The organism is Nocardiopsis dassonvillei (assembly GCF_964273065.1).
Taxonomy (GTDB): Bacteria; Actinomycetota; Actinomycetes; order Streptosporangiales; family Streptosporangiaceae; genus Nocardiopsis; species Nocardiopsis dassonvillei_B.
On record NZ_OZ186815.1, the window covers coordinates 3,532,911 to 3,556,692 of the forward strand.

Annotated in this window: 21 protein-coding genes and 1 tRNA gene; 11 read left to right on the forward strand and 11 right to left on the reverse strand. The window is 71.7% G+C overall.

The genetic code is table 11. The annotated features are described in order from the left end of the window. The first annotated feature begins 76 nt into the window (after positions 1-76). Positions 77-1,471, forward strand: a complete 1,395-nt coding sequence (locus ACSUPR_RS15685; protein ID WP_436885360.1) for an alpha/beta hydrolase domain-containing protein — start codon at positions 77-79, stop codon at positions 1,469-1,471. 54 nt (positions 1,472-1,525) lie between these two features. Here the strand turns inward: ACSUPR_RS15685 and ACSUPR_RS15690 are convergent. From ACSUPR_RS15690 to ACSUPR_RS15705, 4 genes are all read right to left on the reverse strand, one after another. Further along, a tRNA-Ser gene (locus ACSUPR_RS15690) sits at positions 1,526-1,613 on the reverse strand. 42 nt (positions 1,614-1,655) lie between these two features. Beyond that, positions 1,656-2,129: a nucleoside deaminase gene (locus ACSUPR_RS15695; RefSeq protein WP_436885361.1), complete on the reverse strand. Its 474-nt coding sequence runs from the start codon at positions 2,127-2,129 to the stop codon at positions 1,656-1,658. Further along, entirely contained in the window at positions 2,126-2,602 is a 477-nt protein-coding gene (locus ACSUPR_RS15700) for a tRNA adenosine deaminase-associated protein (protein WP_436885362.1), read from the reverse strand. The genes ACSUPR_RS15695 and ACSUPR_RS15700 overlap by 4 nt, the downstream gene beginning before the upstream one ends. 43 nt (positions 2,603-2,645) lie before the next feature. Continuing rightward, positions 2,646-3,143 carry a tRNA adenosine deaminase-associated protein gene (locus tag ACSUPR_RS15705; protein ID WP_436885363.1) on the reverse strand — a complete coding sequence of 166 codons (498 nt, stop codon included), beginning with the start codon at positions 3,141-3,143 and terminating at the stop codon, positions 2,646-2,648. A gap of 279 nt (positions 3,144-3,422) precedes the next feature. Between ACSUPR_RS15705 and upp the strand changes: the two genes are divergently transcribed. From upp to ACSUPR_RS15745, 8 genes are all read left to right on the forward strand, one after another. Continuing rightward, entirely contained in the window at positions 3,423-4,076 is a 654-nt protein-coding gene (upp, locus tag ACSUPR_RS15710) for a uracil phosphoribosyltransferase (RefSeq protein WP_436885364.1), read from the forward strand. Positions 4,077-4,491: 415 nt separating this feature from the next. Then, positions 4,492-4,725: a hypothetical protein gene (locus ACSUPR_RS15715; protein WP_436885365.1), complete on the forward strand. Its 234-nt coding sequence runs from the start codon at positions 4,492-4,494 to the stop codon at positions 4,723-4,725. 330 nt (positions 4,726-5,055) lie between these two features. Then, positions 5,056-5,220 (forward strand): hypothetical protein, encoded by a 165-nt coding sequence (locus ACSUPR_RS15720; RefSeq protein ID WP_170293704.1) that lies wholly within the window; start codon positions 5,056-5,058, stop codon positions 5,218-5,220. Between the two features lie 17 nt (positions 5,221-5,237). Next, positions 5,238-5,747 (forward strand): PH domain-containing protein, encoded by a 510-nt coding sequence (locus ACSUPR_RS15725; protein WP_436885366.1) that lies wholly within the window; start codon positions 5,238-5,240, stop codon positions 5,745-5,747. Positions 5,748-6,110: 363 nt separating this feature from the next. Next, complete coding sequence (locus ACSUPR_RS15730; RefSeq protein ID WP_436885367.1) at positions 6,111-6,341, forward strand: hypothetical protein; 231 nt, start codon at positions 6,111-6,113, stop codon at positions 6,339-6,341. A gap of 654 nt (positions 6,342-6,995) precedes the next feature. After that, positions 6,996-8,645: a ribosomal protection-like ABC-F family protein gene (gene abc-f, locus ACSUPR_RS15735; RefSeq protein WP_436885368.1), complete on the forward strand. Its 1,650-nt coding sequence runs from the start codon at positions 6,996-6,998 to the stop codon at positions 8,643-8,645. A gap of 142 nt (positions 8,646-8,787) precedes the next feature. Then, positions 8,788-9,846 (forward strand): AraC family transcriptional regulator ligand-binding domain-containing protein, encoded by a 1,059-nt coding sequence (locus ACSUPR_RS15740; protein ID WP_436885369.1) that lies wholly within the window; start codon positions 8,788-8,790, stop codon positions 9,844-9,846. A gap of 50 nt (positions 9,847-9,896) precedes the next feature. Next, positions 9,897-10,898 carry an NADP-dependent oxidoreductase gene (locus ACSUPR_RS15745; RefSeq protein WP_436885370.1) on the forward strand — a complete coding sequence of 334 codons (1,002 nt, stop codon included), beginning with the start codon at positions 9,897-9,899 and terminating at the stop codon, positions 10,896-10,898. Positions 10,899-11,424: 526 nt separating this feature from the next. Here ACSUPR_RS15745 and dnaB read toward each other — a convergent pair. Beyond that, on the reverse strand, positions 11,425-14,010 hold the full coding sequence (gene dnaB, locus ACSUPR_RS15750) for a replicative DNA helicase (protein WP_436885371.1): 2,586 nt from the start codon (positions 14,008-14,010) through the stop codon (positions 11,425-11,427). Positions 14,011-14,358: 348 nt separating this feature from the next. Here dnaB and ACSUPR_RS15755 point away from each other — a divergent pair, with 348 nt between their 5' ends. After that, the gene (locus ACSUPR_RS15755; protein WP_436885372.1) at positions 14,359-15,708 is read left to right on the forward strand and encodes an MATE family efflux transporter; all 1,350 of its coding nucleotides are present in this window, start codon (positions 14,359-14,361) and stop codon (positions 15,706-15,708) included. Between the two features lie 55 nt (positions 15,709-15,763). Here ACSUPR_RS15755 and ACSUPR_RS15760 read toward each other — a convergent pair whose 3' ends face one another. From ACSUPR_RS15760 to ACSUPR_RS15785, 6 genes are all read right to left on the reverse strand, one after another. Next, a complete protein-coding gene (locus ACSUPR_RS15760; RefSeq protein WP_436885373.1) occupies positions 15,764-16,579 on the reverse strand; it encodes a peptidoglycan recognition protein family protein in 816 nt (271 codons plus the stop codon). Between the two features lie 180 nt (positions 16,580-16,759). Then, complete coding sequence (rplI, locus tag ACSUPR_RS15765; protein WP_436885374.1) at positions 16,760-17,206, reverse strand: 50S ribosomal protein L9; 447 nt, start codon at positions 17,204-17,206, stop codon at positions 16,760-16,762. 28 nt (positions 17,207-17,234) lie between these two features. Then, positions 17,235-17,471 (reverse strand): 30S ribosomal protein S18, encoded by a 237-nt coding sequence (rpsR, locus tag ACSUPR_RS15770; protein WP_073381321.1) that lies wholly within the window; start codon positions 17,469-17,471, stop codon positions 17,235-17,237. Positions 17,472-17,605: 134 nt separating this feature from the next. Next, positions 17,606-18,202 carry a single-stranded DNA-binding protein gene (locus tag ACSUPR_RS15775; protein ID WP_436885375.1) on the reverse strand — a complete coding sequence of 199 codons (597 nt, stop codon included), beginning with the start codon at positions 18,200-18,202 and terminating at the stop codon, positions 17,606-17,608. Between the two features lie 124 nt (positions 18,203-18,326). Next, positions 18,327-18,617, reverse strand: a complete 291-nt coding sequence (gene rpsF, locus ACSUPR_RS15780) for a 30S ribosomal protein S6 (RefSeq protein ID WP_406967506.1) — start codon at positions 18,615-18,617, stop codon at positions 18,327-18,329. 246 nt (positions 18,618-18,863) lie between these two features. After that, on the reverse strand, positions 18,864-21,824 hold the full coding sequence (locus tag ACSUPR_RS15785; protein ID WP_436885376.1) for a transglycosylase domain-containing protein: 2,961 nt from the start codon (positions 21,822-21,824) through the stop codon (positions 18,864-18,866). Between the two features lie 842 nt (positions 21,825-22,666). On the opposite strand from ACSUPR_RS15785, the gene ACSUPR_RS15790 reads away from it, so the two are divergent. Continuing rightward, positions 22,667-23,737, forward strand: coding sequence for an inositol-3-phosphate synthase (locus tag ACSUPR_RS15790; protein WP_436885377.1), 1,071 nt, complete (start codon positions 22,667-22,669; stop codon positions 23,735-23,737). Positions 23,738-23,782 lie beyond the last annotated feature (45 nt).

Sequence of the window (23,782 nt, forward strand, 5' to 3'; positions counted from 1 at the left end):
ACCCGTTGTCCGGGCGCGGGTACGGCTATACCGTCGCGGTCCATGCCGTGAACACCCCCGCACGGAAGGAAGTCCCATGCGAGGACTCCCCCGCCGGACGGGTGCGGTGTGGGCCGTCCTCTGCGTCTGCGCCATGCTCGCGCCCTCGACGGTCCACGCCGAACCCGCCCCCGCACCGCTCCCCGTCCCCGCACCGGAGGTCGAGGGCCCCCTCCCGGGCAGCGCCCCGGGCGACCCCGCCTCCGACGACATCGCCGAGACCTACCCGTTCTTCTCCACCGACGCCGACCTCGCCTCGTACGGCTACGTCGAGGAGGAGTTCGTCGTCTCGGGTACCGCCAACCGCTACGGCGCCGACTCGGTGGTGTCCGAGCACCCCTACCGGACCCGGGTCGTGGTCCGGCGTCCCTCCGAAGCCGACGGCTCGAACGGAACGGCACTGGTCGAGTGGCAGAACGTGACCGCGGGCCACGACCTCGACGCCCTGTGGGCGACCAGCGCCGACCACATCATGCGCACGGGCTACACCTGGGTCGGCGTGTCCGCCCAGAACGTCGGGGTCTCCCACCTGACGCGCTGGAGCCCCGCCCGGTACGGCGACCTGGACGTCACCGACGGCGGCGCGGTGGGCGGCGACGCGCTGTCCTACGACGTCTTCGCCCAGTCCGCCGCGGCGCTGCGCGAGCCCGGCAGCCCCCTCACCGGAGATGTCGGTATCGACCAGGTCCTGGCCATCGGCGCGTCCCAGTCGGCGATCTACATGACGACCTACTACGAGGAGATCCTTCCCCTCACGGAACCGGTCTTCGACGGCTACGGGTTCATGGTCGGCTCCGCGCCCCCGGCAACGCGCCCCGAACCGGTCTTCCAGGTGCTCTCGGAGACCGACGTGGCCCTCCCCCTGTTCCAGCTGCCGGAGGAGTCCGCCGGCCTGGTCCGCTGGGAGGTGGCCGGCGCTGCGCACTCCGGACAGGCGGGCCGGGAAGCCCGGCGGCACATCGAGGAGCGCGACCTGGGCGGCCAGGGGGAGTACGACTGTCTCCGGCCCCCCTTCAGCCGGGTGCCGCTGCACCAGGTCATCAACGCGTCCTACGACCACCTGAGCGCCTGGGCCGCCGACGGGACCGCCCCGCCGACCGCGGAGCCCATCCGGCGCACCGGGGACGGCGGCATCGCCCGCGACGAGGACGGGCACGCGCTGGGCGGCATCCGCCTCTCCCAGGTGGAGGTCCCCACGGCGCTCAACACCGGCACCAACACCGGTTCCGGGGGAGACGCCTTCTTCTGCTCGCTCTTCGGCACGCACGTCCCCTACAGCCGGGACGAACTCCGAGACCGGTACCGCGGCCACGGCGACTACGTGTCCCGGGTCAACCGGGTGGAGAGGCGGAACGTGAGCGACGGCTACATCACTCCGGCCGACTCCCGGGAGAACCGCCGCGAGGCGGCGCGCTCCGGCACCGGCCGGTAGGCGGCACCACCGGGTGCACGAAAAGCCGCCCCCGGCTGTGCCGGGGGCGGCTGGTGGCGGTGGAGGAGGGATTTGAACCCTCGAAGGGTTGCCCCTTACCCGCTTTCGAGGCGGGCGCCATCGGCCACTAGGCGACTCCACCGCGGGTAACTCTACCGGATGGGAGAGGGTGCGGAAAACCCGGTCATCCACGCCGTCGCGCGAAGAACCGTGTGAGCAGGTCCGAGCAGGCATCGGCCACGTCGGCGGCCACCAGGTCGGGCGGGACCACCTCGGGCCGGTGGTTCAGGCGCGGGTCCCGGACCAGGTCCCACAGGGAGCCCGCCGCGCCCGCCTTGGGGTCGCGCGCGCCGTACACCAGGCGGTCCACCCGGGACAGCACCGTGGCCCCCGCGCACATGACGCAGGGCTCCAGGGTGACCGCCAGCGTGCAGCCGGACAGCCGCCACTCCCCCCGGTGCCGGGCGGCGGCGCGCAGGGCCAGGACCTCGGCGTGCCCGGTCGGGTCGCCGGCGGCCTCGCGCTCGTTGTGTCCGCGGCCGATCACCTCGCCCCCGGGGTCGAGCACCACCGCGCCCACCGGTACGTCCCCCGTGGCCAGGGCCAGTTCGGCCTCGGCCAGGGCCGCTCGCAGCGCGGCGTCCAGGGCCGTGTTCACAGGCGCATGCCGTCCAGGACCTCGCCGAACCCGGCGCGGTCGGCCACGACCGCCAGGACGTCGCTGGGCAGGACGCCGCTGCCCACGGACAGCGAGCGGAGCTCGTCGGCCGGGACCCCCAGGTCCTCCAGCAGACCGGCGTCCCCGCTGGGGGCCGGGCCCCGGGCGGTGTCGGAGACCCCGGCGCCCACCAGAGCGCCCGCCTCGGCCAGCACCCCGGCCAGCGGGTACTCCTCCACGGCCCTGGTGTCGGACAGGTACACGCGGGGCTCCCCGTCCTCGTCGGCACGGACGATGGCGAACCAGTCGTCGTCGACCTCCACGAGGAGGACGGCGAACGGTGAACCCGCATCGGCGGCGAAGTCGAGTGTCAGGTCGGTGACGTCGTCGATGACGTCCACCTCGCCGAGCTCCAGCTCGGCACCCCGCCACGTCCCCCCGTCGGGTGCGAAGACGGCTGCGAAGGTCGACACCGCGTGCTCTCCTCGTTCTCCGGGCTGTGCTTCCTGGGCTTCCCTACCCCATCGCGTCAAGGACACGCTGGAAGGCCTGCGCGAATCCGAGCCGTTCGGAGATGCTGGCCAGCACCTCGTCCGGGTACAGGTCGAGATCGCCGGCCAGGGCGCCCAGCTCCATCTCGTCCAGTCCCAGATCGGCGACGATCGACAGGTCTCCCGCCGGGAGGACCTGGTCGAGATCATCGTCGTCGGGCTGGTCGATGTCCAGGTGGTCGAGCACGTCCCGGGCGACCTGCCAGTCGACGGACGCGGTCACGTCGGACAGGAAGAGGGACACCTCGCCGCCGTAGACGCGCACCAGGATGAAGAAGTCGTCGCCCACCGAGACCAGACCGATGGTCCCGCTGATACTGGGCTGCTGGCGCAGAGCGTGGACCAGTCCCTTGAGGTCGTGCACCAGGGCGACCGGCAGGAGGTCGACCTCCCAGTACTCCTCCTCCCGGAACGCCACGGCCGCGAAGTCGCCCGAGTCGTCATCATGATCGAGCACTGTCATCGTCACCCCAACCCGGCCGGTGCCATCAGTCCGGACGAAGGAACCCGGATCGCCCGTGCGAGTGACATGGTAACGATCACTCCGCGCCCGCTGTGGCCCTTGCCCGCTTCAGTCCGACAACGCTCTCACGAGTTCGGGGGGCGCGCTCCCACGGGGGGTTCCCGCGCGCGTCCGCCAGGGCCCCGCGGGCACCCTTCCGGGTGGGTGCGCGCGGTTAGACTCTGCCTGGCTCAGCTCCCCGGCCACCGTCCCGTCGTCCCAGCTCACCCGGAGACCACCTTGGAAACCCTGGTCGTCGACCACCCCTTGGTCGCGCACAAACTGACCACCCTGCGCGACGTGCGGACCGACTCCCCGACCTTCCGCCGCCTGACCGACGAGCTGGTGACCCTGCTCGCCTACGAGGCGACCCGCGACGTCCGCGTGACGGAGGTCACCATCGAGACGCCCCTGGTGGAGACCACCGGTATCCAGCTGACCCGCCCCACCCCGCTGGTCGTGCCGATCCTGCGCGCCGGGCTGGGCATGCTCGACGGGATGACCCGCCTGCTGCCCACCGCCGAGGTCGGCTTCCTGGGGATGGCCCGCGACGAGGAGACCCTCCAGCCCGCCACCTACGCGGACCGGCTGCCGCAGGACCTGTCCGGCCGCCAGTGTTACGTGCTGGACCCGATGCTGGCCACGGGCGGCACCCTGGCCGCGGCCCTCAAGCTGCTGGTGGACCGGGGCGCCGACCACATCACGGCGATCTGCCTGCTGGCCGCCCCCGAGGGCCTGGTCGCGGTGGAGCGCAGGCTGGCCGAAACCCTGTCCCCGGACCACGGCGCGACGCTGCGCGTGGTGACCGCGGCGGTGGACGAGCGCCTCAACGACAACGGCTTCATCCTTCCGGGGCTGGGTGACGCGGGCGACCGGCTGTACGGCTGCTCCTGACCTCTTCCGCTCATGGGGCGCCCGTCCGGCAGATCCGGTCGGGCGCTTTTTCGGCTCTTTTCAGCCCCGCGCGAATGAATGGCCGAAAACCGGGCAGAGTCCTTCTACGGCCTGCCGTCACCCCAGGTCGAAGCCGGGATGGCGGACAGCCGACCGGGACCGAAGGGCGACACGCCGAACCGCATTATCCGAATTCATTTCGAGACGGGAACGTAACCGACAGGAGTGATCATGGTTCTTGGCTGCCCGTAACGGGGAACCCCAACAGCCCGAAACCACCTCCAGGACGCAGTCCGCCCGAACCCGCACACCCCGCCCCTTTGGGGCGCGGGCCTCAGGCGACCCCACGGCGACTACCGAACGCCCCCGGGTGCGCACGCTGAGCCATCCACCTCCCGAGCCCTCAAGGAGAGAGATGCCCGAGACCACCTCCGCCCCCGCGACCACCGACGAACTCTTCGCCCCCGTGGTGGACCGGCTCACCTCGGAGTTCTCCGGTGTGCACCACGGGTCCACCGTGACCCGGTGTGTGGACGCGGCCCGGCACGGGGCCGAAGAGGTCACCGGGAGCGCCGCGCCGGAACTCGTCGAGCGGATCGCCCGGCAGCACCTCCAGGTGCTCGCCCTGGCCTTCGCGGAACAGCGCTGACCCCCTCCCCGTACCTCCGGGAAATCCGCTCCGCCCAGAGCCCGTTTTTCGGGCCGTCCGACATCCGGGGAGAGTTTCGGACCCGACCACCCCATCCCACTTCTCCACAAAAGTCGACCCAAAACTCCTGACCTGTACCGGTAGGCAGCCGAATTTCGGCTCCCCCGCCACCCGGGGCACAACCGCACCGGAACCGGACACAGCCCGCAAGCGAGGAAGGTCCGACATACCGCCACGCCGAGGGTGCGCCCCAGGCTTTACGGGCAGGACACCCGATGCGACAATCGCTGCTGGGTCGGTGGGTCAGGTGGATTCCAAAGGGAGTCGGTCGTGGCGAAGTTGAAAAAATGGGGCGGCTACGCGCTCATCGGGTTCGTGGCTTTCTATCTGCTGACGCAGCCTGAAAGCGCGGCGGGCGTGATCCAGAGCGCGCTCGGGGGTCTCATGGGCGGAGCAGAGTCCATGTCCCGCTTCGTCAACGCACTGCTGCCGTAGGGGAATGGTCGGGTGCCATGCGCCTCGTAGCGTCGAGTAACAGCGCCCCGGCTTCGGTCAACCGCTACCTGCTCCCACACGAGCAGGACGTGGTCACCATCCGGAGGCATCCCGCGGTCCTGATCGGACCGGTGGGCGCGGTCCTGGGCGCCCTGATCGTCGCCGGAATCCTCAGCAACACGCAGGTCGCGGACACCCCGGCGGCCCTGGCCATCATCTGGTGGCTGTGGCTGCTGGTGCTGGTGTGGTTCGTGTGGCAGGTCGCGGAGTGGTCGGTCGACTACTTCGTGATCACCTCCGCCCGCCTGCTGCTGACGCAGGGGCTGATCACCCGGCAGGTGAACATGATGCCGCTGGGCAAGGTCACCGACATGAGGTTCGAGCGCAGCCTGCTCGGCAGGTTCCTCGGATACGGGACCTTCGTGATGGAGTCCGCCGGTCAGGACCAGGCCCTGAGCAGGATCGACTTCATCCCGTACCCGGAGCAGCTCTACCTGGAGGTCGTGGGGCTCATCTTCAAGGAGTAGCCCCGGCACGCGCATCCGACAGGGCACCCGTCCGCAGGACGGGTGCTTTCGTCTTTCCGGAGGGCGCCGCACCGGCTCCGGAGGACACCGCGCCGTTGCGGAGAAGGGGCCGCCCAGGCCGCCGGCCCGGGCCCCCTCGCCGCCACTCGATTCCCCCCTCGTTCACCTTGTGTTCACCTTGCCTCGCCAGCCCCTCCCGCCCCGACGGAACCCCTCCCGCGGGAGGCACCGGCGAGCAGGGAGTTCAGGGCTCCATCGGGTGCGGAAGGATCCCCTGTGACAGGGAGCCCGAAAAAACGAATTGACTCAAAGGTGAACATAGGGTTAACTATGGCTATCTGATACGGAAACGAGGAGGGCCATATGGCGCGCAGGACAGACCGTGCACCCCACCCCACTCGCTCCGCCGACGCCCGTCGACACATGCGTTCCCCCGAGGAGACCCTCCGCCTGGCCGGCCTTGCGCCGGACGCGGTGAGCGTTCCCCTGCCGCGCGAGAACGCCGACACCATCACCTCCGGACACCCGATCATGCACTGGGTGTCGGTCACCGACGAGACCGGGCGCACCCGCCCCGAGGCCCGCTGGCTGTAGCGCCGCACCGACCACGCACCCCTTCCCGCGACAGCGGGAGGCAAACGGTTCCACACCGGGCGTGAGAGAGCGAGTTGCGAAGGGCCGCCCCCACGGGGGGCGGCCCTTCGCCTTTTCCCGACCCCCGGCGCCGTGTCTCCGTGTCGCTGTGTCGACATATCGGCTTGAAGCAATATCGGCGTTTCAGTCACCCGAAAAAGAACCACTCGGAGTGATCCACGTCTCACGGAGATCGCACTTGACCCTTAGCGAAACGAGACGTATCGTCTTGCGCATGAGGCTGTACCACTCGCTGTAGATCCCGCGTCCGACGCCCGTGTCCGAGCACACCGCGCACCCGCCGCCGACGGCGGCCGCGCGGCTCCGCAGGCGTCTCCGAACCGCGGTCGATCCGGTACGGCCTCTTCGTCGTTCCCGCACCCCGAGCTCCGCGCCCCGCGCGTCCGCTCCACCGGGTGCCCGGCTCCGAAGCGCCCTCCGGCGGCCCGCGGCCCGTCCCGGCCCCACCGCAGCAGAGGAGGCGCACCCGTGCGCACCACCTGAGTCCGACCGGCGACACCCGCCACCCGAACCGAACAGGAGGGCACCCCCATCCGCACCGCTCCGATCCGATCCGCGACACCGGCCGCCGAGACCACCCGAGGAGGAACGCCCATGCGCGCCGCGACACGCGCCCGCTCCCAGATCACCCTCACCGGGGTCGCCAAACGCTACGGGGACCGCACCGTCCTGGACCGGGTGGACCTGACCATCGCCCCCGGGGAACGGGTCGGTGTCATCGGGGACAACGGCTCCGGAAAGAGCACCCTGCTCCGCCTCCTGGCCGGGGAGGAGGCGCCCGACAACGGGGACGTGCTCGTCTCGGCGCCCGGCGGCACCGGATACCTTCCCCAGACCCTGGAGCGTGTCGGCGTCCTGACCGGCACCGTCGGAGACGCCGTCGACGACGCCCTGGCCGACCTGCGGGAGATGGAGGCCCGCCTGCGCGGCCTCGAGGCGTCGCTCGGCACCGCCGGCCCCGCCGGGTTGGCCGCGTACGGCGACCTACTGTCCGACTTCGAGGCGCGCGGCGGGTACGAGGCCGACGCCCGGGTCGACGCCGGGCTGCACGGCCTGGGCCTGCCCGGCCTGGACCGCGACCGCCCCCTGCGCACGCTCTCCGGCGGGGAGCGCTCGCGACTGGCCCTGGCCGCGGCCCTGGCGGCCGACCCCGAGCTGCTGCTGCTCGACGAACCCACCAACGACCTCGACGACGGCGCGGTCGCCTGGCTGGAGCAGCGGCTGCGCACCCACAGGGGCACCGTCGTGGCCGTCACCCACGACCGGACCTTCCTGGCCCGCGTCACCGACACCGTCCTGGAGGTCGACCACGACCTGCACCGGGTCCACCGCCACGGCAACGGGTACGACGGCTACCTGCGGGCCCGCGCCGCGGCCCGGTCCCGGTGGATCCGCGAGTACGGGGAATGGAAGGAGGAACTGGCCCGGCAGCGGCGCCTGGCGGAGAACAGCGTCGCGGCGCTCCAGGCCATCCCGCGCAGGATGGACAAGGCGGCCTTCGGGCACGGCGCGTTCAAGATGCGCGGGCGGGCGCACGGCGCCATGAGCCGGATCCGGCAGGCCAAGGAGCGGGCCGGACGGCTGGTCGAGAACCCGGTCGCGCCGCCCCCGGTCCCGCTGGAGATGACCGCGTCCTTCACCGCCGCCGACGGCGGGCACGTCCCGCCGGTGGTACTGGAGGGGGTGCGCGTGGGCCACCGGCTCGACGTTCCGGCGCTCACCGTCGGCCCCGGCGATCGGATCCTGGTCACCGGCCCCAACGGAGCGGGCAAGAGCACGCTCCTGCGGGTCATCGCCGGGGAGCTGGCACCCGACGCCGGCGGAGTCCTGCGGCGCGGCCGGGTCGGCCACCTGCGCCAGGAGGACGGGGCGGTCGTCCCCGGCCGGAGCGCGCTCCAGGCCTACGCGGCCGGACGGCCGGGGCCCGCCGAGGAGTACCGGGACGAGCTGGCCTCGCTGGGGCTGTTCGGAGCCGAGGAGATGGACCAGCCCGTGGAGTCACTTTCGGTCGGCCAGCGCCGTCGTATCGAGGTGGCCGCATTGACCTCGGGCGTCTATGACCTGCTGCTCCTGGACGAGCCGACCAACCACCTCTCCCCCGGTCTCGTGGAGGAGCTGGAGGAGGCGCTGGACCGGTACACGGGCGCGCTGGTGATCGTCACACACGACCGCACCGTGCGCGCGCGGTTCTCGGGAAGGCGGTTGGAGATGCGGGAGGGGCTGATCGCCTCGGACACCGCGTGATCCTCGGATGTCGTTTTGTCGACAAATCGGCTTGGCCATAAACAGCTAAATCCACCGACCGAAACCAGGGGGTGTGTCGGACACCGGCACACCCCCGACTCTGTGTCCGAAAAGCCCGACCCTTGAACTATAAGCTGGCCCCATGCTCGACGGGACCGTTTCCGCCCGCCTGCTCCTCCTCCTCGGCGAAGCCGCCCGCACCGCGGGCGTCCCCGAACACCTCGTCCTGGCCGAGACCGGACCCGCCGCCGCGGCCGACGAGGCCGCCCGTGTCCCGCTCCCCTCCCTCGTCCGCCTGTGGGAGCACCTCGCCCACACCCTCCCGCCCGGCCGGGCCGGGACCCACGTCGCGCAGACCGCCGCCCTGGGCGCCCTCCCCGCCTGGGACTACATGCTCGTCAACGGCGCCACGCTCGCCGACGCCCTCACCGGCAGCGCCCCCTACCACCGGGTCGTCACCGCCACAGAGGAGGAGTACGCCGTGGACGTGCGGGACGGCGGCCTCGGACTGCGCTACAACACCAGCGGCGGGGAACCCCGCACCGCCGCGGCCGTCCACGAGTACGTCCTCGCCTACTACCTGCGCCGGGCGCGCGAGGCCACCCGCGCCGACCTCGTCCCCCTGCGGGTCTCCTTCGCCCATCCGGCCCCGGCCGACCACTCCGCCCTCGTCCGCGCCTTCGGCACCGCCGACCTGGAGTTCGACGCCGGGGTGAACGAGCTCGTGCTCCGGGCCGAGGACGCCCGGGCCCCGCTCCCCTCGGGGGACCCGCGCCTGGCCGCGCTCCTGCGCGACCACGCCGGGATGCTGCTGTCCGCCGCCCACCCCCTCCCCGGCTGGATGGACCTCTTCCGCGCCGCCCTGGACGCCGAGCTCGACCGCGGGGCACCCGCCCTGGACGCCGTCGCCGGCCGGCTGGCGGTCGGCCCGCGCACCCTCCAGAGGCGCCTCGGCGAACATGGCACCACATGGCGTGCGGAGGTGGACAGGGCCCGCCACGGGCGGGCCCGGCGGCTGCTGTCCTCGGGCCTGACCGCCGAGAGCGTCGCCGCCCGCCTGGGCTTCTCCGACGACCGCGCCCTGCGCAAGGCGTTCCGCCGCTGGTCGGGGCACACCCCGGCCCAGGAGCGCCGCGCCCTGGCACGCGGGGACCGGTCCGCGGCGCGTGCGGACCTGGGGGCGGGCCCCGGCCGTCCGTAGTTTCGGAGATGCCGCCGGGAACGACCCGGCCCACCGGAACGAGGCCCACCATGACCGTCCGCACCCGCGAGATCCACCTGGCCGCCCGCCCCGCCGCCGAGCCCGGCCCGGAGCACTTCGCCCTGGTGGAGACCGAACTGCCCGCCCCGGCCGAGGGGCAGGTCCTGGTCCGCAACACGTGGATGTCCGTCGACCCCTACATGCGCGGCCGGATGGACGACGCACCCTCCTATATCCCGCCCTTCGAGATCGGCCGCCCCCTGGAGGGGAGCGCGGTGGGCGAGGTCGTCGCCTCGCGGGTCGAGGGGATCCCGGTCGGCGCGACCGTCTCCCACTTCCTGGGCTGGCGGGAGCACTCCCTGGTCGACGCCGCGGGCGCCGTCGTCCTGGACGTCGCACGCATCCCGGCCTCCGCCTACCTGGGCCCCCTGGGCACCACCGGCCTGACCGCGTACCTCGCTCTCACCGACACCGCCCCGGTCCGGCCGGGCGACACCGTGTACATCTCGGCGGCCGCCGGGGCCGTGGGGAGCGTGGCCGCGCGCGTCGCCCGCGACCTGGGCGCGGGCCGGATCATCGGCTCCGCGGGCGGTCCGGAGAAGACCCGGCTGCTGCTCGAGGAGTTCGGCTACGACGCCGCCGTCGACCGGCGCCGCGGCGGCCTCGCCGCCCGTCTGGCCGAGGCCGCCCCCGACGGCGTGGACGTCTACCTGGACTCGGTCGGCGGCGACCACCTGGCGGCCGCGCTGGAGGTGATGAACCCGGGCGGCCGGGTGGCGCTGATCGGCGCGGTCGGCGAGTACAACGACGCCGAACCCGCCCCCGGGCCGAACCTCTACCGGGCCGCCACCAAGGAGGTCTCCCTCCGCGGCATGCTCGTGGGCAACCACCTGGACAGGTTCCCCGAGTTCCACGCCAGGGCGGTGCCGTGGCTGCTGGACGGCACCCTGCGCACCCGCGAGACCGTCGTCGACGGCCTGGAGGAGGCCCCCGGGGCCCTGCGCGGCGTCCTCTCGGGCGCCAACACCGGCAAGATGCTCGTCCGCCTCTGACCCCCGAGCACCCCGGCGGGGGTCCGCCGGGCCCCCGCCGGCCCGCTCCGCCTCCCCGGCGGCCGTCCCACCGCGACGGGTGCCGCCGTCGGCATCCTCGACCTGCACGCGGAGGGGTTCGGCCCCCGCATGTCCCCCTCCGGCGAACCCGACCGGGGCGGTTCCGCCGAGGAGTACTCCGCCGAGGTGCCCGCCCATGGCGCGGATCGCCGCCGCCGTCCTGAGCGCGGTGGTGTTCCCGGTGCGGTGGTCCGCCCTCCCGGCCGTGGCCGAGGGGCGGGTGGACCGGATGTGGAACCGGGGTCCGCCTACGAGCCCTCCACACCGTCCGGCCGGCGGACGCCGTGGGCGGGGCCGGCCGGCGGCCCGGCCCTACGCCGGCGCGGGGCCGGACCGGGCCCTGGACCTGCGGCTGCGGGTGGGCGTCCCGGGGTTCCGCGGGATCCCCGACGCCTCGCGGCCGCTGGTCCACGACACCCCGGCTCCCCCGCCTCGACGGGGCGGGGGACGCCGTGGACGCACCGGCCTATCCGGGCGCCATGTCGACGAACCGGCTGTAGTGGCCCTGGAAGGCCACGGTGACGTCCGCGGTGGGGCCGTTGCGGTGCTTGGCGACGATGATGTCGGCCTCGCCCGCCCGCGGGGACTCCTTGTCGTGCACGTCCTCGCGGTACAGCAGGATCACCATGTCCGCGTCCTGCTCGATACTGCCCGATTCGCGAAGATCCGACACCTGTGGGCGTTTGTCGGTGCGCTGCTCGGGGCCTCGGTTGAGCTGGGAGAGCGCCACCACGGGCACCTCCAGCTCCTTGGCCAGCAGCTTGAGGGACCGGGACATCTCCGAGACCTCCTGCTGGCGGCTCTCCACCCGGCCGGGTGAGCTCATCAGCTGGAGGTAGTCGACGATGACCAGCTTGAGGTCGTGCTGCTGCTTGAGCCGGCGGCACTTGGCCCGGATCTCCATCATCGACATGTTGGGCGAGTCGTCGATGAACAGCGGCGCGTTGGCGACCTCGCCCATCCGCCGGGCCAGGCGCGCCCAGTCGTCGTCGGTCATCAGGCCCGAGCGCATGGTGTGCAGCGGCACCCGCGCCTCCGCGGACAGCAGGCGCATGACGATCTCGTTGCGCCCCATCTCCAGGCTGAAGAAGACCGCGGTCATGTCGTGCTTGATCGACGCCGCCCGCGCGAAATCCAAAGCCAGCGTGGAGTTGTGGGTGGGCACCATGGCTTTCGTGGCCAGGAACAGGTGGTCGGGGTGGTCCACCTGGACGCAGCGGACCGGGACGCTGTCGACGGGTCGCACCTCGGTGACGGACCTGGAGCCGATCCGCGCGTAGCCGCGGCCCGCGCCGCGTGTACGGTGCGCCTCCTGCTTGCGCGAGAGACGGAAGACCTCGCGCTCCGACCCGAAGGTGATGGTGTAACACGTCGAGGCGGCCCCGGTGCGCCCCTTGACGCGTCGCGTCGACATGCCCGTTCGGTACCCGAGCCCGTGCGCCAGCTCTCGGAAATCGTTCGCCAGCCGTTCGTCGGTCACCGCGAATCGGACCGAACCGTCGGCGTTGACCGTACCGTCCGAGTCCAGCAGCCCGGCCATGAGCGCACGCCGCTGTCCGACCGAGGCCCGCAGGTACTCCATGGGGATGTGCTTGTTCCCGAGCACCCCCAGAGTCCTCAGCAGCGCCTGGACGCTCCCGTGGTGGCGGGTGCACTCACGGCGGCGGAGGTGTCCGGTCGTGGGCCCTGCGCAGTCCGGGCAGGGCGCCTCCGGTACCGGGTCGGAGACGAACCCCGCCTTCCCGCCGCAGGACTGTCCGCAGCCGCGTACGTGGGGCGGGGACGGAGTGGGCTCCTCGCCGCACACGACGCACGACCCCGTTCCGGGATCCTCCTGCGGGAGCCGGACGCTGTAGGTGAGACGACCCGCCGGTTTGGTCACCAGTCCGTCCGCCTCGATGTTGACGAGGATCTCCGGGTCGGCGGTCGTGATCCGGGCGGCGTCGGTGGCGCCGTCGCCCAGCCAGACGCCGAGGAAGTAGGGCGGCAGCGGCAGTTCCCGCACGGGCAGTTCCAGCGGTTCGGCGTTGACGACCGAGTGGTCGAGCCGGGCATCGGCGCCGGACGTCCGCAGGGTGCGGGCGATCTCCCGGGTGGTCCGCACCTCGGGTCGGGTACGTGGGGTCCCACCCGAGCGGGCGGCCTCCTGCGCGGCGCGGTGCGAGGCCCGGGTATGGGTCAGCCACTGGTGCTCGGCGTCGGCGACGACGGTGGTCCCGTCGTCGAACACCACCTCGTAGCAGGGACGACCGGTCATCACCTCGGTCGCCGCCACCACACGGGTGGGCGTCCCGTCCGCGGCCAGCAGCTCGTCGCCCACCCGGACCGCGCCCATGGTCGTCCATCCGTGCGGGGTCGGCAGGGGGGTGTCCAGAGCCAGGGCCTTGCCGACGGCCGGGCGGGCGGCGATGATGATCATCTGGCCCGGGTGGAGGCCGTTGGTGAGGGCGTCGAAGTCGGCGAAGCCGGTGGGGACGCCGGTGAGGGTGCCGTCGTGGGAGGAGATCGCCTCGATCTCGTCCAGGGCGCCGGGCATGATGTCGGCGAGGGCGACGTAGTCCTCGCCGGTGCGCTTCTCGGCGACCTTGTAGATCTCCGCCTGGGCGTGGTCGACGAGGTCCTCGACCTCGCCGTCGCCCGCGTAGCCGATCTGGGCGATGCGCGTGCCGACCTCGACCAGGCGGCGCAGCACCGCGCGGTCGGAGACGATCTTGGCGTAGTAGCCCGCGTTGGCGGCGGTCGGGATGGCGTTGGTGAGGGTGGTCAGGTAGAGCGCGCCGCCGACGCGCGCGGCCTCGCCGCGCTTGGTCAGCTCGGCGTTGACCGAGACGATGTCGACGGGCTCGCCGCGGGAGAACAGGTCCACGATGGCGTCGTAGATGATCTGGTGCGCCGGCCGGTAGAAGTCGGCGGAGCGGATGATCTCGACGACCTGGGTGATGGCGTCCTTGGAGATGAGCATGCCGCCCAGGACGCTCTGTTCGGCCTGGATGTCGTGCGGGGGCGTGCGCTCGTATCCGCCTTCTTCGGGTGGCTGCTCAGCGACGCTCACGAACAATCTCCCCTGGGCCGTGCTCCACCGGCCCCGGGTCGGGACCGACCCCTCCAGGATGCCTCATGGCCGACGCCGGAGGTGCCGCGGCAGAGACCGTCCACAGGTCTCGTAGCATCCGTTCGCCCCGCTCCGCAGGGGTTTCACCGACCCGTTGTGCACATAACCTGTGGATAACTTTGCAGACCACCCCTCTTATCGGCTTTGACCTGCGGAAATATGCTTCGGCACCGAGGCGTGCAAGATGTCTCACAGGGTCGATTTCCACAAGTTATCCACAGGGATCCCGGGGTCTGTGGATAACTTCACCCTCCCGGGGGAACGCCTGTCCGATAGCGTGGGCTGGCCATGCCCAGACTGCTCTCCGCCGCCCCGTTCCGGCACCGCCACGACCGCGAGATCTTCGCCCTGGCGATCCCCACCTTCTTCGCCCTCGTCAGCGAACCCCTGTTCCTGCTGGCCGACTCCGCGATCGTCGGCACCCTGGGCACCGCGGCCCTGGCCGGGCTCGGCATCGCCGGACAGGTGCTGCTGACCCTGGTCGCCGTGTGCATCTTCCTCGCCTACGGCACCACGGCCGCCGTCGCCCGCAAGTTCGGTGCGGGGGACGTCCGCGGCGGGATCCGCGACGGGATCGACGGCCTCTGGCTCGCCGCCCTGCTCGGCGCCGCCGCGATCGCGATCGGCTGGCCTCTGGGGCCGGCCATGGTGGACCTGCTGGGAGCCTCCCCCGAGGTGGCCCCGCACGCCCTGGCCTATCTGCGCATCAGCCTGCTGGGCACGCCGTTCCTGCTCATCGTGATGGCGGGCACCGGCGTGCTGCGCGGGCTGCAGGACGCCCGCACCCCGCTGGCCGTGGCGGTCGCGTCCTTCCTTGGCAACGCGCTGCTGTGCGCGGTGTTCGTTCTGGTCATGGGCTGGGGCATCGCCGGTTCGGCGTGGGCGACGGTGATCGCCCAGGGCGGCGGGGCGTTGTGGTACTTGGCGGTGATGGTCCGCCGCGCCCGGCGTGAGGGGGTGTCACTGTCACCGTCGGCGGCCGGGCTGCGCGCCTCGGCCTCGGCCGGGTTCGCACTGTTCCTGCGCAGCGTCTCGATGCGCGTGGTGGCCCTGGTGACCGTGGCGGTCGCGGCCCGGCTCGGCGACGAGTCGGTGGCCGCCCACCAGGTCTCCCACAACATCTGGGCGCTGCTGGTGTTCGCCATGGACGCGATCGCGATCGCCGGGCAGGCGATCATCGGCCGCTACCTGGGCGCGGGCGACGTCCGCGGGACCCGCGACGCCACACGCCGCATGGTCGAGTGGGGTGTGATGCTGGGCGCGGTCTTCACGGTGGCGGTGCTGCTGGTCCTGCCGTGGGCGTGGGTCCCCTTCACCTCCGACCCGCAGGTGCGCGTGCTCATCACGGCGTCCCTGGTCGTGGTGGCCCTGCTCCAGCCGCTGAGCGGGGTGACCATGGTGCTGGACGGGGTGCTCATGGGCGCCGGGGACCAGCGCTACCTGGCCTGGGCCTCCCTGTGGACGATGCTGGTCTTCCTGCCGTTCGCCCTGCTCGTGCCGCCGCTGGGGCTGTCCTCCCCGTGGGGGATGGTGGCCCTGTGGACCGCCTACGGGATCTGGATCCTGGCCCGGGCGGTCGCCCTGGGCGGCCGGGCCCGGGGGACGGCCTGGCTGGTCACCGGCGCGGCCCGGCCCTGACCCGGCCCGTCTCGGGAGGACCGTCCGGCGGGGCGGAGGTCCCGGGTGCCCCGGGTCAGAGGGAGGCGTCGAGGTCGCCGATCGCCGGACCGTGGTAGAACGTCGCCACCCGCTCGGAGGAGGGTGTGGCCGGGTAGGTCGGCAGCTTCTCCAGGCTGAGGTCGGCCCCGGTCACCCGGCCCAGGTGGGAGAGCTGCTCGCGGAGCCGGGACGCGACGTCCCTGCGCAGCTGCGGGAGCATCGAGTAGAGCTTGTCCCCCGGGCAGCTGGTGGAGTTGTAGTCGCGGTGCCCGACGATGGCCTTCTCCGGGTCCAGCCGGTAGACCAGGCACAGCCAGGCGCAGGTGTCCACCAGGGAGCTCATGAGCGCGGCCGGCGGGGTCGCCGAGGTGTAGGTGCCCTCGTTCTCGATGCCGATGGTGTGCGAGTTGTGGTTGGCGGTGTGCGCGCCGATCACGTGGCCGCCGTCGGCGATGGCCTGGAGGGTGCGGTCGCGCCCCTCCATGATGTGCCCGCCGCGGCTGATGGTGATCTGCTGGCCCGTGTCGCTCCACCCGTTGTGGTCCATGTGGTAGCGCTGGATGGAGCGGGACAGCGCGGCCGCGTGCCCGGTGGAGGTGTCGGAGACGTTCCCGGTGGCCGTGTGGTGCACCACGATGTGGGTCGGTCCCTGGCCCAGGACCTCGATGCGGTTCCTGGGGGCACGGGCCTTCCAGTCCGCGCGGGTGTACACCTTGGGCCTGGCGGAGGCCAGTGCGCCCGTGGCCGGGGCGAGCCCGGCCAGTCCGCCGAGCAGTACGCCGCCCGCGGCCAGCGCCGTGCCCTTGAGGACCGTCCTGCGGTCCGGCAGATGCTCCGGTCGTCCGTTCATCGGTACCCCGTCCTCTCTGTTCCGGGCGTCTCGCGACACCGCACAGAGAAAACGATAAGTTACCAAGAGTAGTCAAAGGGTGGCTTTCGGTGACCCCCGGCGTGTTGCCCGCGAACGGGACGGGCCCCGCACCTCACAAGGAGGTGCGGGGCCCGTCCACGAGAACGCGAACGCCTCGGCTCAGACGCCGACGACGTCCAGCTTGATCGTCGCGACGACCTCGGGGTGCAGGCGGACCTGGACCTTGTGGGCGCCGACCGACTTGATCGGGTTCTTGACCTCGATGCGGCGCTTGTCCAGAGCCGGACCACCGGACGCCTTGACGGCGTCGGCGATGTCCGCCGGGGTGACCGAGCCGAAGAGGCGGCCACCCTCGCCGGCGCGCTGCTTGAGGCGCACGGTGAGAGCGTTGACCTGGCCGGAGACCTGCTTGGCCTCGTCCAGGGTCCGGATGTCGCGCGCGGCACGGGCGCGCTGGATCAGGTCGATCTGCTTCTGGCCGCCGCGCGTCCACCGGATGGCGAACCCGCGGGGAAGCAGGTAGTTGCGGCCGTAGCCGTTCTTCACCTCGACGACATCGCCGGGGGCTCCGAGACCGTTGACCTCGTGGGTCAGGATCAGCTTCACGACAAAAACCTCCCTCGGAGAATCCCCGCTAGCGAGCGGTGCTGGTGTAGGGCAGCAGGGCGACCTCGCGCGCGTTCTTGATCGCGGTGGCGACGTCGCGCTGGTGCTGGGTGCAGTTACCCGTCACGCGGCGGGCGCGGATCTTGCCGCGCTCGGAGATGAACTTGCGGAGAAGCGTGGTGTCCTTGTAGTCGATGTAGGACTGCTTCTCCTGGCAGAAAAAGCAAACCTTCTTCTTGGGCTTGCGCGCTGCCGGCTTCGCCATCGTGGTGCTCCTTCGCAAGAGCCCCGGGTTCCTCCCGGGGATGGTCTGAGGACATGTGGATGTTGACTCGGCGCCCTGGGGCGCCGGGTCGGGGTGTTGCGCCTACGGCACGGGGCCGCGGCGCGACCGCTCGGCTAGAACGGCGGGTCGTCGGAGAAACCGCCGCCGAAGCCGCCGCCTCCGCCACCGCCGCCGTTGTTGGCCCACGGGTCGTCGTTGGCGGGGGCACCGCCGCGGCCGCCCTGCTGGCCGCCGCCGAAGCCGCCGCCCTGGTTCCCGTAGCCGCCGCCCTGAGGGCCTCCGCCCTGCTGGCCGCCACCGAAACCGCCGCCGCCTCCGCCGAAGCCGCCGCCCCCGCCGCCCTGGCGCTGCGTCTTGGTCACCTTGGCGGTGGCGCTGCGCAGGGCCGGGCCGACCTCGTCGACGTCGACCTCGAAGACGGTGCGCTTCTCACCCTGCTGGGTGTCGAAGGAGCGCTGCTTGAGGCGCCCCTGGACGATCACCCGCATACCGCGCTGGAGGCTCTCCGCGACGTTCTCCGCGTACTGCCGCCACACGGTGCAGGTGAGGAACATGGACTCGCCGTCCTTCCACTCCCCCGACGCGCGGTCGAAGGTGCGCGGCGTCGAGGCCACGCGGAAGTTGGCGACAGCGGCTCCACTCGCCGTGAAGCGCATCTCAGGATCGTCGACCAGGTTGCCGACGAGCGTGATCTGGGTTTCGCCTGCCATGAGGGCTCCGGTTCGGGGTAGATCGGGTCAGGCGGTTTCGCCTGCTCCCCTGATCATCCGCCCTTCCACCGACAGAATCAGCGGAATCGGATGATCCGGGGTAGGGGGCGCGGGCGGGAGGCCGTTAGTGGACCTCGGGCCGGATGACCTTGGTGCGGAGCACGGCCTCGGCGATGCCGAGCTGGCGGTCGAGCTCCTTGACCGTGGCGGGCGTGGCCGTCAGGTCGATCACCGCGTAGATGCCCTCGGGGTTCTTGTCGATGTCGTAGGCGAGCCGACGCTTGCCCCAGATGTCGACCTTCTCGACCGAGCCGCCGTCGTTGCGCACGACGGACAGGAAGTTCTCCAGCGACGGGGCGACGGTGCGCTCGTCGAGGTTCGGGTCGAGGATGACCATGATTTCGTAACGACGCATAGGCGTACGTTCCTCCTCTGGACTGTCGCGGCCATGGAATCTCCATGGCAGGAGGGCAGGAGCCTGCGGGATCCCCCGCTCGGTGAGGGGGGTGCGGGCTCAGAGCCATACGGGGACCAAGGCTACCAGCAGCCGGGGACCGGAATCGGCGGTCCGCCTTCCGGGGCCGACGGCCCCGGGACAGCGAAGGGGCCGGTGCGCGTGCGCACCGGCCCCTTCGTGTCCGGCTCCGGGCCGGGGACGGGGTCAGTCGTCCCGGGGCCCGAGAATGGTCAGCCGGGCGTTGTTGTCGCCTCGGCCGCCCTGGCCGTTGCCGCCGCCGGAGCCGTCGTCACCGTTGCCGCCACCGGTCCAGCAGGGGTCGGTGGGCGGCAGCCCCCAGCAGTCCCCGGGAGGCGGGCTCTGCTCGCCGTCGTCGTCGCCGCCGTTCTGGCACTCCCAGTCCCAGAGCTCGCACTCGGGCTCGGTCGGGAGCTCGGCGCAGTTCGGGTTGTTCGTGTCCGGGCGCTCGGGGTCGCAGGCCGGGTGCTCGCTGGGCTCGTCGCTCGGCTCGTCACTGGGCTCGTCGCTGGGCTCGTCGCTGGGGCTGGGGCTGGGCGAGGGCCCGAAGTTCTGGTCCGTGCCCACGTTCGCCGCCGGCGGGAAGTTCTTCGGCTCCAGCTCCATGATCTCGACGGCCTGGATCATGAACTCGCGCCACACCTCGGCCGAGGTCCTGCCACCGAAGACCTCGCTGTTGGCGATGCCGTCGAACTCCAGGCCGACGTTGGCGTCCGCCCGGCTGAGGCCGACGGCCACGGACAGCTGGGGCACGTAGCCCACGAACCAGGCCGAGATGGCCCCGGAGGAGGTACCGGTCTTGCCGGCGACCGGACGGCCGTCGGGCAGCGCGGCCGCGGATCCACCGCCGTTCGACACGACCTCGGTCAGGGCGTAGGTGACGTCATGGGCGACGTCGGCGCTCATGGCCTGGGTCCCGTTCTCGAGCTCGGCCTTGTCGTTGGGCTCGATCTCGCGACCGTCGCTGGTGGTCACCTTGGTGACCATGTGGGCGGGGTAGTGTCGGCCGTCCGCCGCGAAGGTGGCGTAGCCGGCGGCCTGGTCCAGCGCGCTGACCTGGTGTGTGCCCAGCGCGATCAGCGGCCCCTGGGTGGAGGTCGTGGTCTGCTCCTCGTCCACACCCGCGGCGATCGCCATCTGGTCCACGGCGGCCGGCGTCACCTCCTGGGCCAGTTGCACGTACGGGGTGTTGTAGGAGTGCGCGGTCGACTCGATGAGGTCGACGGCGCCGTGGCTCCGCCCGTCCGCGTTCTTGACCTCGCTCTCCAGTCCCTCGAAGCGCTGCGGAGAGTCGCCGTTCATCAGGGTCCTGAGGCTGATGTTCTGGCTGAGCGCGGTGGCGAGCACGTACGGCTTGTACGACGAACCCGCCTGGGTGCGCTCCACCAGGGACTGGTTCAGCTCGACTCCCACGTCCTCTCCACCGCGGAAGGCCACGATCTCGCCGGTGGCCGGGTTGATCGCGGTGAGGCCCTTGCGGGTGTCGCCCGGATGTCCGGGCAGGACGTCGAACGCCGTGTAGGCCGCGTCCATGAGCTCGGGGTTGAGGGAGGTCTCGACCTTGTAGCCGTCGGTGGCGATGCTCTCCGGTTTGATGCCGTAGCGCTCGACCAGCTCGGAGACGACGGCGTCACGCACGTAACCGGGCTTGGGGTCGAACTCCTCCTCGGCCTCCTCCTCGCCCTCCTCCGACTCCTCGCCCTCCTCGCTGGGGCCCCACTGGGTCGTCGGGGGGATCTCCAGGGCGTCGGCCTCGCTCTTGGGAAGGCCGCGGTCGGGGTTCTCCTCGTGCATGGCCGCCAGCTGGCGCTGGACGTAGGGCCAGCGCTCCTCGTGGAGGTACGTGTCGGTCCAGGGGCCCAGGTTGGAGTTCTCGAAGTTGGCGGGCATCTGGATGATGATCCCCAGGTAGGCGCCCTCGGCCGGGTCGAGCTCCGTCACGCTCTTGTCGAAGTACTGGCGGGCCGCCATCTCGATCCCCATGGCCTGGCGGCCGAAGTAGATCGTGTTGACGTAGCGCTCGAGGATCTCCTCCTTCTTCATCTGCTGGCCGAGCTTGATGGCGATGAAGATCTCGCGGATCTTGCGCTCGAGGGTGCCGTAGTCCTCGAGGTTGCTGTAGTAGTTGCGGGCCATCTGCTGGGTGATGGTGGAACCGCCGCCGGCTTCGCCGCGGGAGAGCAGGGCGCGGCCGATACCCGAGATGCTGATGCCCGGGTCCTCGAAGAACGTGTGCTGCTCGGCGGCGAGGATGCCGTCGATGACGTGCGGCGGGATGTCCTCGTAGTTGACCTGGATACGGCGGACCTCACCGGTGGTGACCGCGACATCACCGGTCTCCCAGAAGATCTGGGTGGCCGACATCTCGGCGTCGCTCTTCTCCTGAAGGTCGTCCTTGTCGGGTGCCTGCGCGTACAGCAGCGCGAAGACCGCCACACCGCCGATGACCATCAGGCCGAACGCGGCCAGCGCGGGCTTCCAGGCCTTGGCGAGGAAGCGCTTCCACCAGGGGCGGTCGTCCGGCTCGTCCTCCCCGCCCCGGCGGCGGCGTCCGCCGCCGGAGCCGCCGCGCCCGCCGCCGCCGGCGGCCGCACGGCGGCGGCCGCCCTCGGAGCGGGCACCGTGCTCGCGCTCGCGCGGGTCGCGGGGGCCGTCGGGGCGTCGCCGACCGCCGGGACGGGCGTCCTCGGGCGGGCGGCGGCGCCGCTGGCCCTCGGAGCGGGCACCGTGCTCGACGTCCTCGGGGCGGCGCCGGGGGCGTTCGCCGTCCGCGGGCGGGCGGCGCCGCTGGCCGCCCTCCGGGCGGCGCGGTTCGCCCTCCGGCGCACGGCGCCGTGCGCCGCCCTCACGGCGGCGCGGGTCGTCCTCGGGGGGACGGCGTCGCTGCCCCTCGGGGCTACGCGAGCGGCCCTCCTCCGCGCGGCGTCGGCCGCCCCGTCCGTCATCGGCCGGGGGGCGGCGCCGGGGGCGCTCCTCCTCCCCCCAGAAACCGCCTTCAGCTTCCGGGGATCGGCGCCCTCCGGCACGTTGTTCCCTGGGCGGCGGGCCATCGGCCCGGCGCCTTCCGCCGTTGCCGCCGGCGCCGCTCGCCGGGCCCTCGGCCCGGCGACGGCCGCCATCGGCATCCCGTCGTCGTTCGGTACTCACGTGGTCCTCGATTGCCTTTCACGGCCGGTCGGCCTGACGATTCCTTGGTGGAACGGGGGGACGGTCCCCCTGGGGGATCGGTGATCCGCGACCTGGTTTCCCGCGATGACCGGCACGGGGCCCGGCACTCCGGTCCGGGCCCGTCGGGTCAGCCTGTGCTTCAAGGCTTGATAAAAGGACGCCCCACGCGGGGCGAAGGTTTTCAACAGGTCGCGAAGACGTTGGCCGCTTCATCCTCCTGGTCGTTGGCCCGCGGGAGCCCCCGTCCCTTCGGCGGCGACCGATGCGGACGTCCGCCGGGGGTCGGTCGGGGGGCTCTACCGGCTTTCACGCGCAAACCACAGGTCACGTTAAAGCGATGGGACGGTATAGCACAACCCACGCGCGAGAGTACCCCGCGCGACAGAACACTCCGTCACCGAGGCCGCGGAGGGCCCCGTTCGGACTGGTCGCACGGCCCGAACCGAACAGCGGGCCGGTGTCCGGCCCGGACCGGGGCCGCCGGGGTCGCAGGTGGAGCGGGTCTGTGACATTTCACGCGCGCCGCACCGGGGAGGACGATGGCACGGAGGGTCGCGGGTGGCTCCGGAACGATGGTGTCACCCTGGGTGACATGCGGTTCTCCGGATGACCGAAGATAGAGTCAGACACGAACAAAACAGTCGGAGCCACACATTCCGCCACCCGCCCGGCGTCCGGGCGGGAACAGAAACGCCGTGCGAGCCGCTGAGCACATACGGAGAACGAACGCGGAACGCCGCCACCCCCGCCGGCCACGGGTACCGGGGGTGCCGTCGTGCGCCGTGGCATCCCTGTTCGCGAACGAGAAGGAGCAAGGACCAATGGGTTCGGTACGTGTAGCCGTCGTGGGCGTCGGCAATTGCGCGGCGTCGCTCGTCCAAGGCGTGCACTACTACAAGGACGCCGACCCCGGCTCTCGGGTCCCGGGCCTGATGCACGTCCAGTTCGGCCCGTACCACGTGCGCGACATCGAGTTCGTCGCCGCCTTCGACGTGGACGCCAAGAAGGTCGGCCACGACCTGGCCGACGCCATCGTCGCCAGCGAGAACAACACGATCAAGATCTGCGACGTGCCGCCCACCGGCGTCACCGTCATGCGCGGCCCGACCTACGACGGCCTGGGCAAGTACTACCGCGAGATGATCCAGGAGTCCCCCGAGGACGCCGTGGACGTCGTCGCCGCGCTCAAGCACAGCAGAGCCGACGTCCTCGTCTCCTACCTGCCCGTGGGCTCGGAGGAGGCCGGCAAGTTCTACGCCCAGTGCGCGATCGACGCCGGGGTGGCCTACGTCAACGCCCTCCCCGTGTTCATCGCCTCCGACCCCGAGTGGGCCGCCAAGTTCACCGAGGCCGGGGTGCCGATCATCGGCGACGACATCAAGTCGCAGGTGGGCGCCACCATCACCCACCGGGTGCTGTCGAAGCTGTTCGAGGACCGCGGCGTGGTCGTCGACCGGACCTACCAGCTGAACTTCGGCGGCAACATGGACTTCAAGAACATGCTCGAGCGCGAGCGCCTGGAGTCCAAGAAGATCTCCAAGACCCAGTCGGTCACCTCCCAGATCCCCCACGAGCTCAACGCCGGCGCCGTGCACATCGGCCCCTCGGACCACGTGCCGTGGCTGGACGACCGCAAGTGGGCGTACGTGCGCCTGGAGGGCCGCGCCTTCGGCGACGTCCCGCTCAACCTGGAGTACAAGCTGGAGGTCTGGGACTCCCCCAACTCCGCCGGGATCATCATCGACGCGGTGCGCGCCGCGAAGATCGCCAAGGACCGCGGCATCGGCGGGCCGATCCTCGCGCCCTCCTCCTACTTCATGAAGTCGCCGCCGGAGCAGTACAGCGACTCCGAGGCGCACGAGGCGGTCGAGCGCTTCATCGCCGGCGAGTAGCCTGCCCGGTGCCCGGGGCCGGTACGGCCCCGGGCACGTCCTACC

Coding starts and splice junctions, on each gene's coding strand:
- ACSUPR_RS15715 (WP_436885365.1), top strand. CDS start 4,492: ATGCCCGAGACCACCTCCGCCCCCGCGACCACCGACGAACTCTTCGCC.
- ACSUPR_RS15730 (WP_436885367.1), top strand. CDS start 6,111: ATGGCGCGCAGGACAGACCGTGCACCCCACCCCACTCGCTCCGCCGAC.
- ACSUPR_RS15760 (WP_436885373.1), bottom strand. CDS start 16,579: ATGAACGGACGACCGGAGCATCTGCCGGACCGCAGGACGGTCCTCAAG.
- rpsF (WP_406967506.1), bottom strand. CDS start 18,617: ATGCGTCGTTACGAAATCATGGTCATCCTCGACCCGAACCTCGACGAG.
- ACSUPR_RS15745 (WP_436885370.1), top strand. CDS start 9,897: ATGACCGTCCGCACCCGCGAGATCCACCTGGCCGCCCGCCCCGCCGCC.
- abc-f (WP_436885368.1), top strand. CDS start 6,996: ATGCGCGCCGCGACACGCGCCCGCTCCCAGATCACCCTCACCGGGGTC.
- ACSUPR_RS15705 (WP_436885363.1), bottom strand. CDS start 3,143: ATGACAGTGCTCGATCATGATGACGACTCGGGCGACTTCGCGGCCGTG.
- ACSUPR_RS15740 (WP_436885369.1), top strand. CDS start 8,788: ATGCTCGACGGGACCGTTTCCGCCCGCCTGCTCCTCCTCCTCGGCGAA.
- ACSUPR_RS15790 (WP_436885377.1), top strand. CDS start 22,667: ATGGGTTCGGTACGTGTAGCCGTCGTGGGCGTCGGCAATTGCGCGGCG.
- rpsR (WP_073381321.1), bottom strand. CDS start 17,471: ATGGCGAAGCCGGCAGCGCGCAAGCCCAAGAAGAAGGTTTGCTTTTTC.
- ACSUPR_RS15725 (WP_436885366.1), top strand. CDS start 5,238: ATGCGCCTCGTAGCGTCGAGTAACAGCGCCCCGGCTTCGGTCAACCGC.
- ACSUPR_RS15685 (WP_436885360.1), top strand. CDS start 77: ATGCGAGGACTCCCCCGCCGGACGGGTGCGGTGTGGGCCGTCCTCTGC.
- ACSUPR_RS15755 (WP_436885372.1), top strand. CDS start 14,359: ATGCCCAGACTGCTCTCCGCCGCCCCGTTCCGGCACCGCCACGACCGC.
- ACSUPR_RS15775 (WP_436885375.1), bottom strand. CDS start 18,202: ATGGCAGGCGAAACCCAGATCACGCTCGTCGGCAACCTGGTCGACGAT.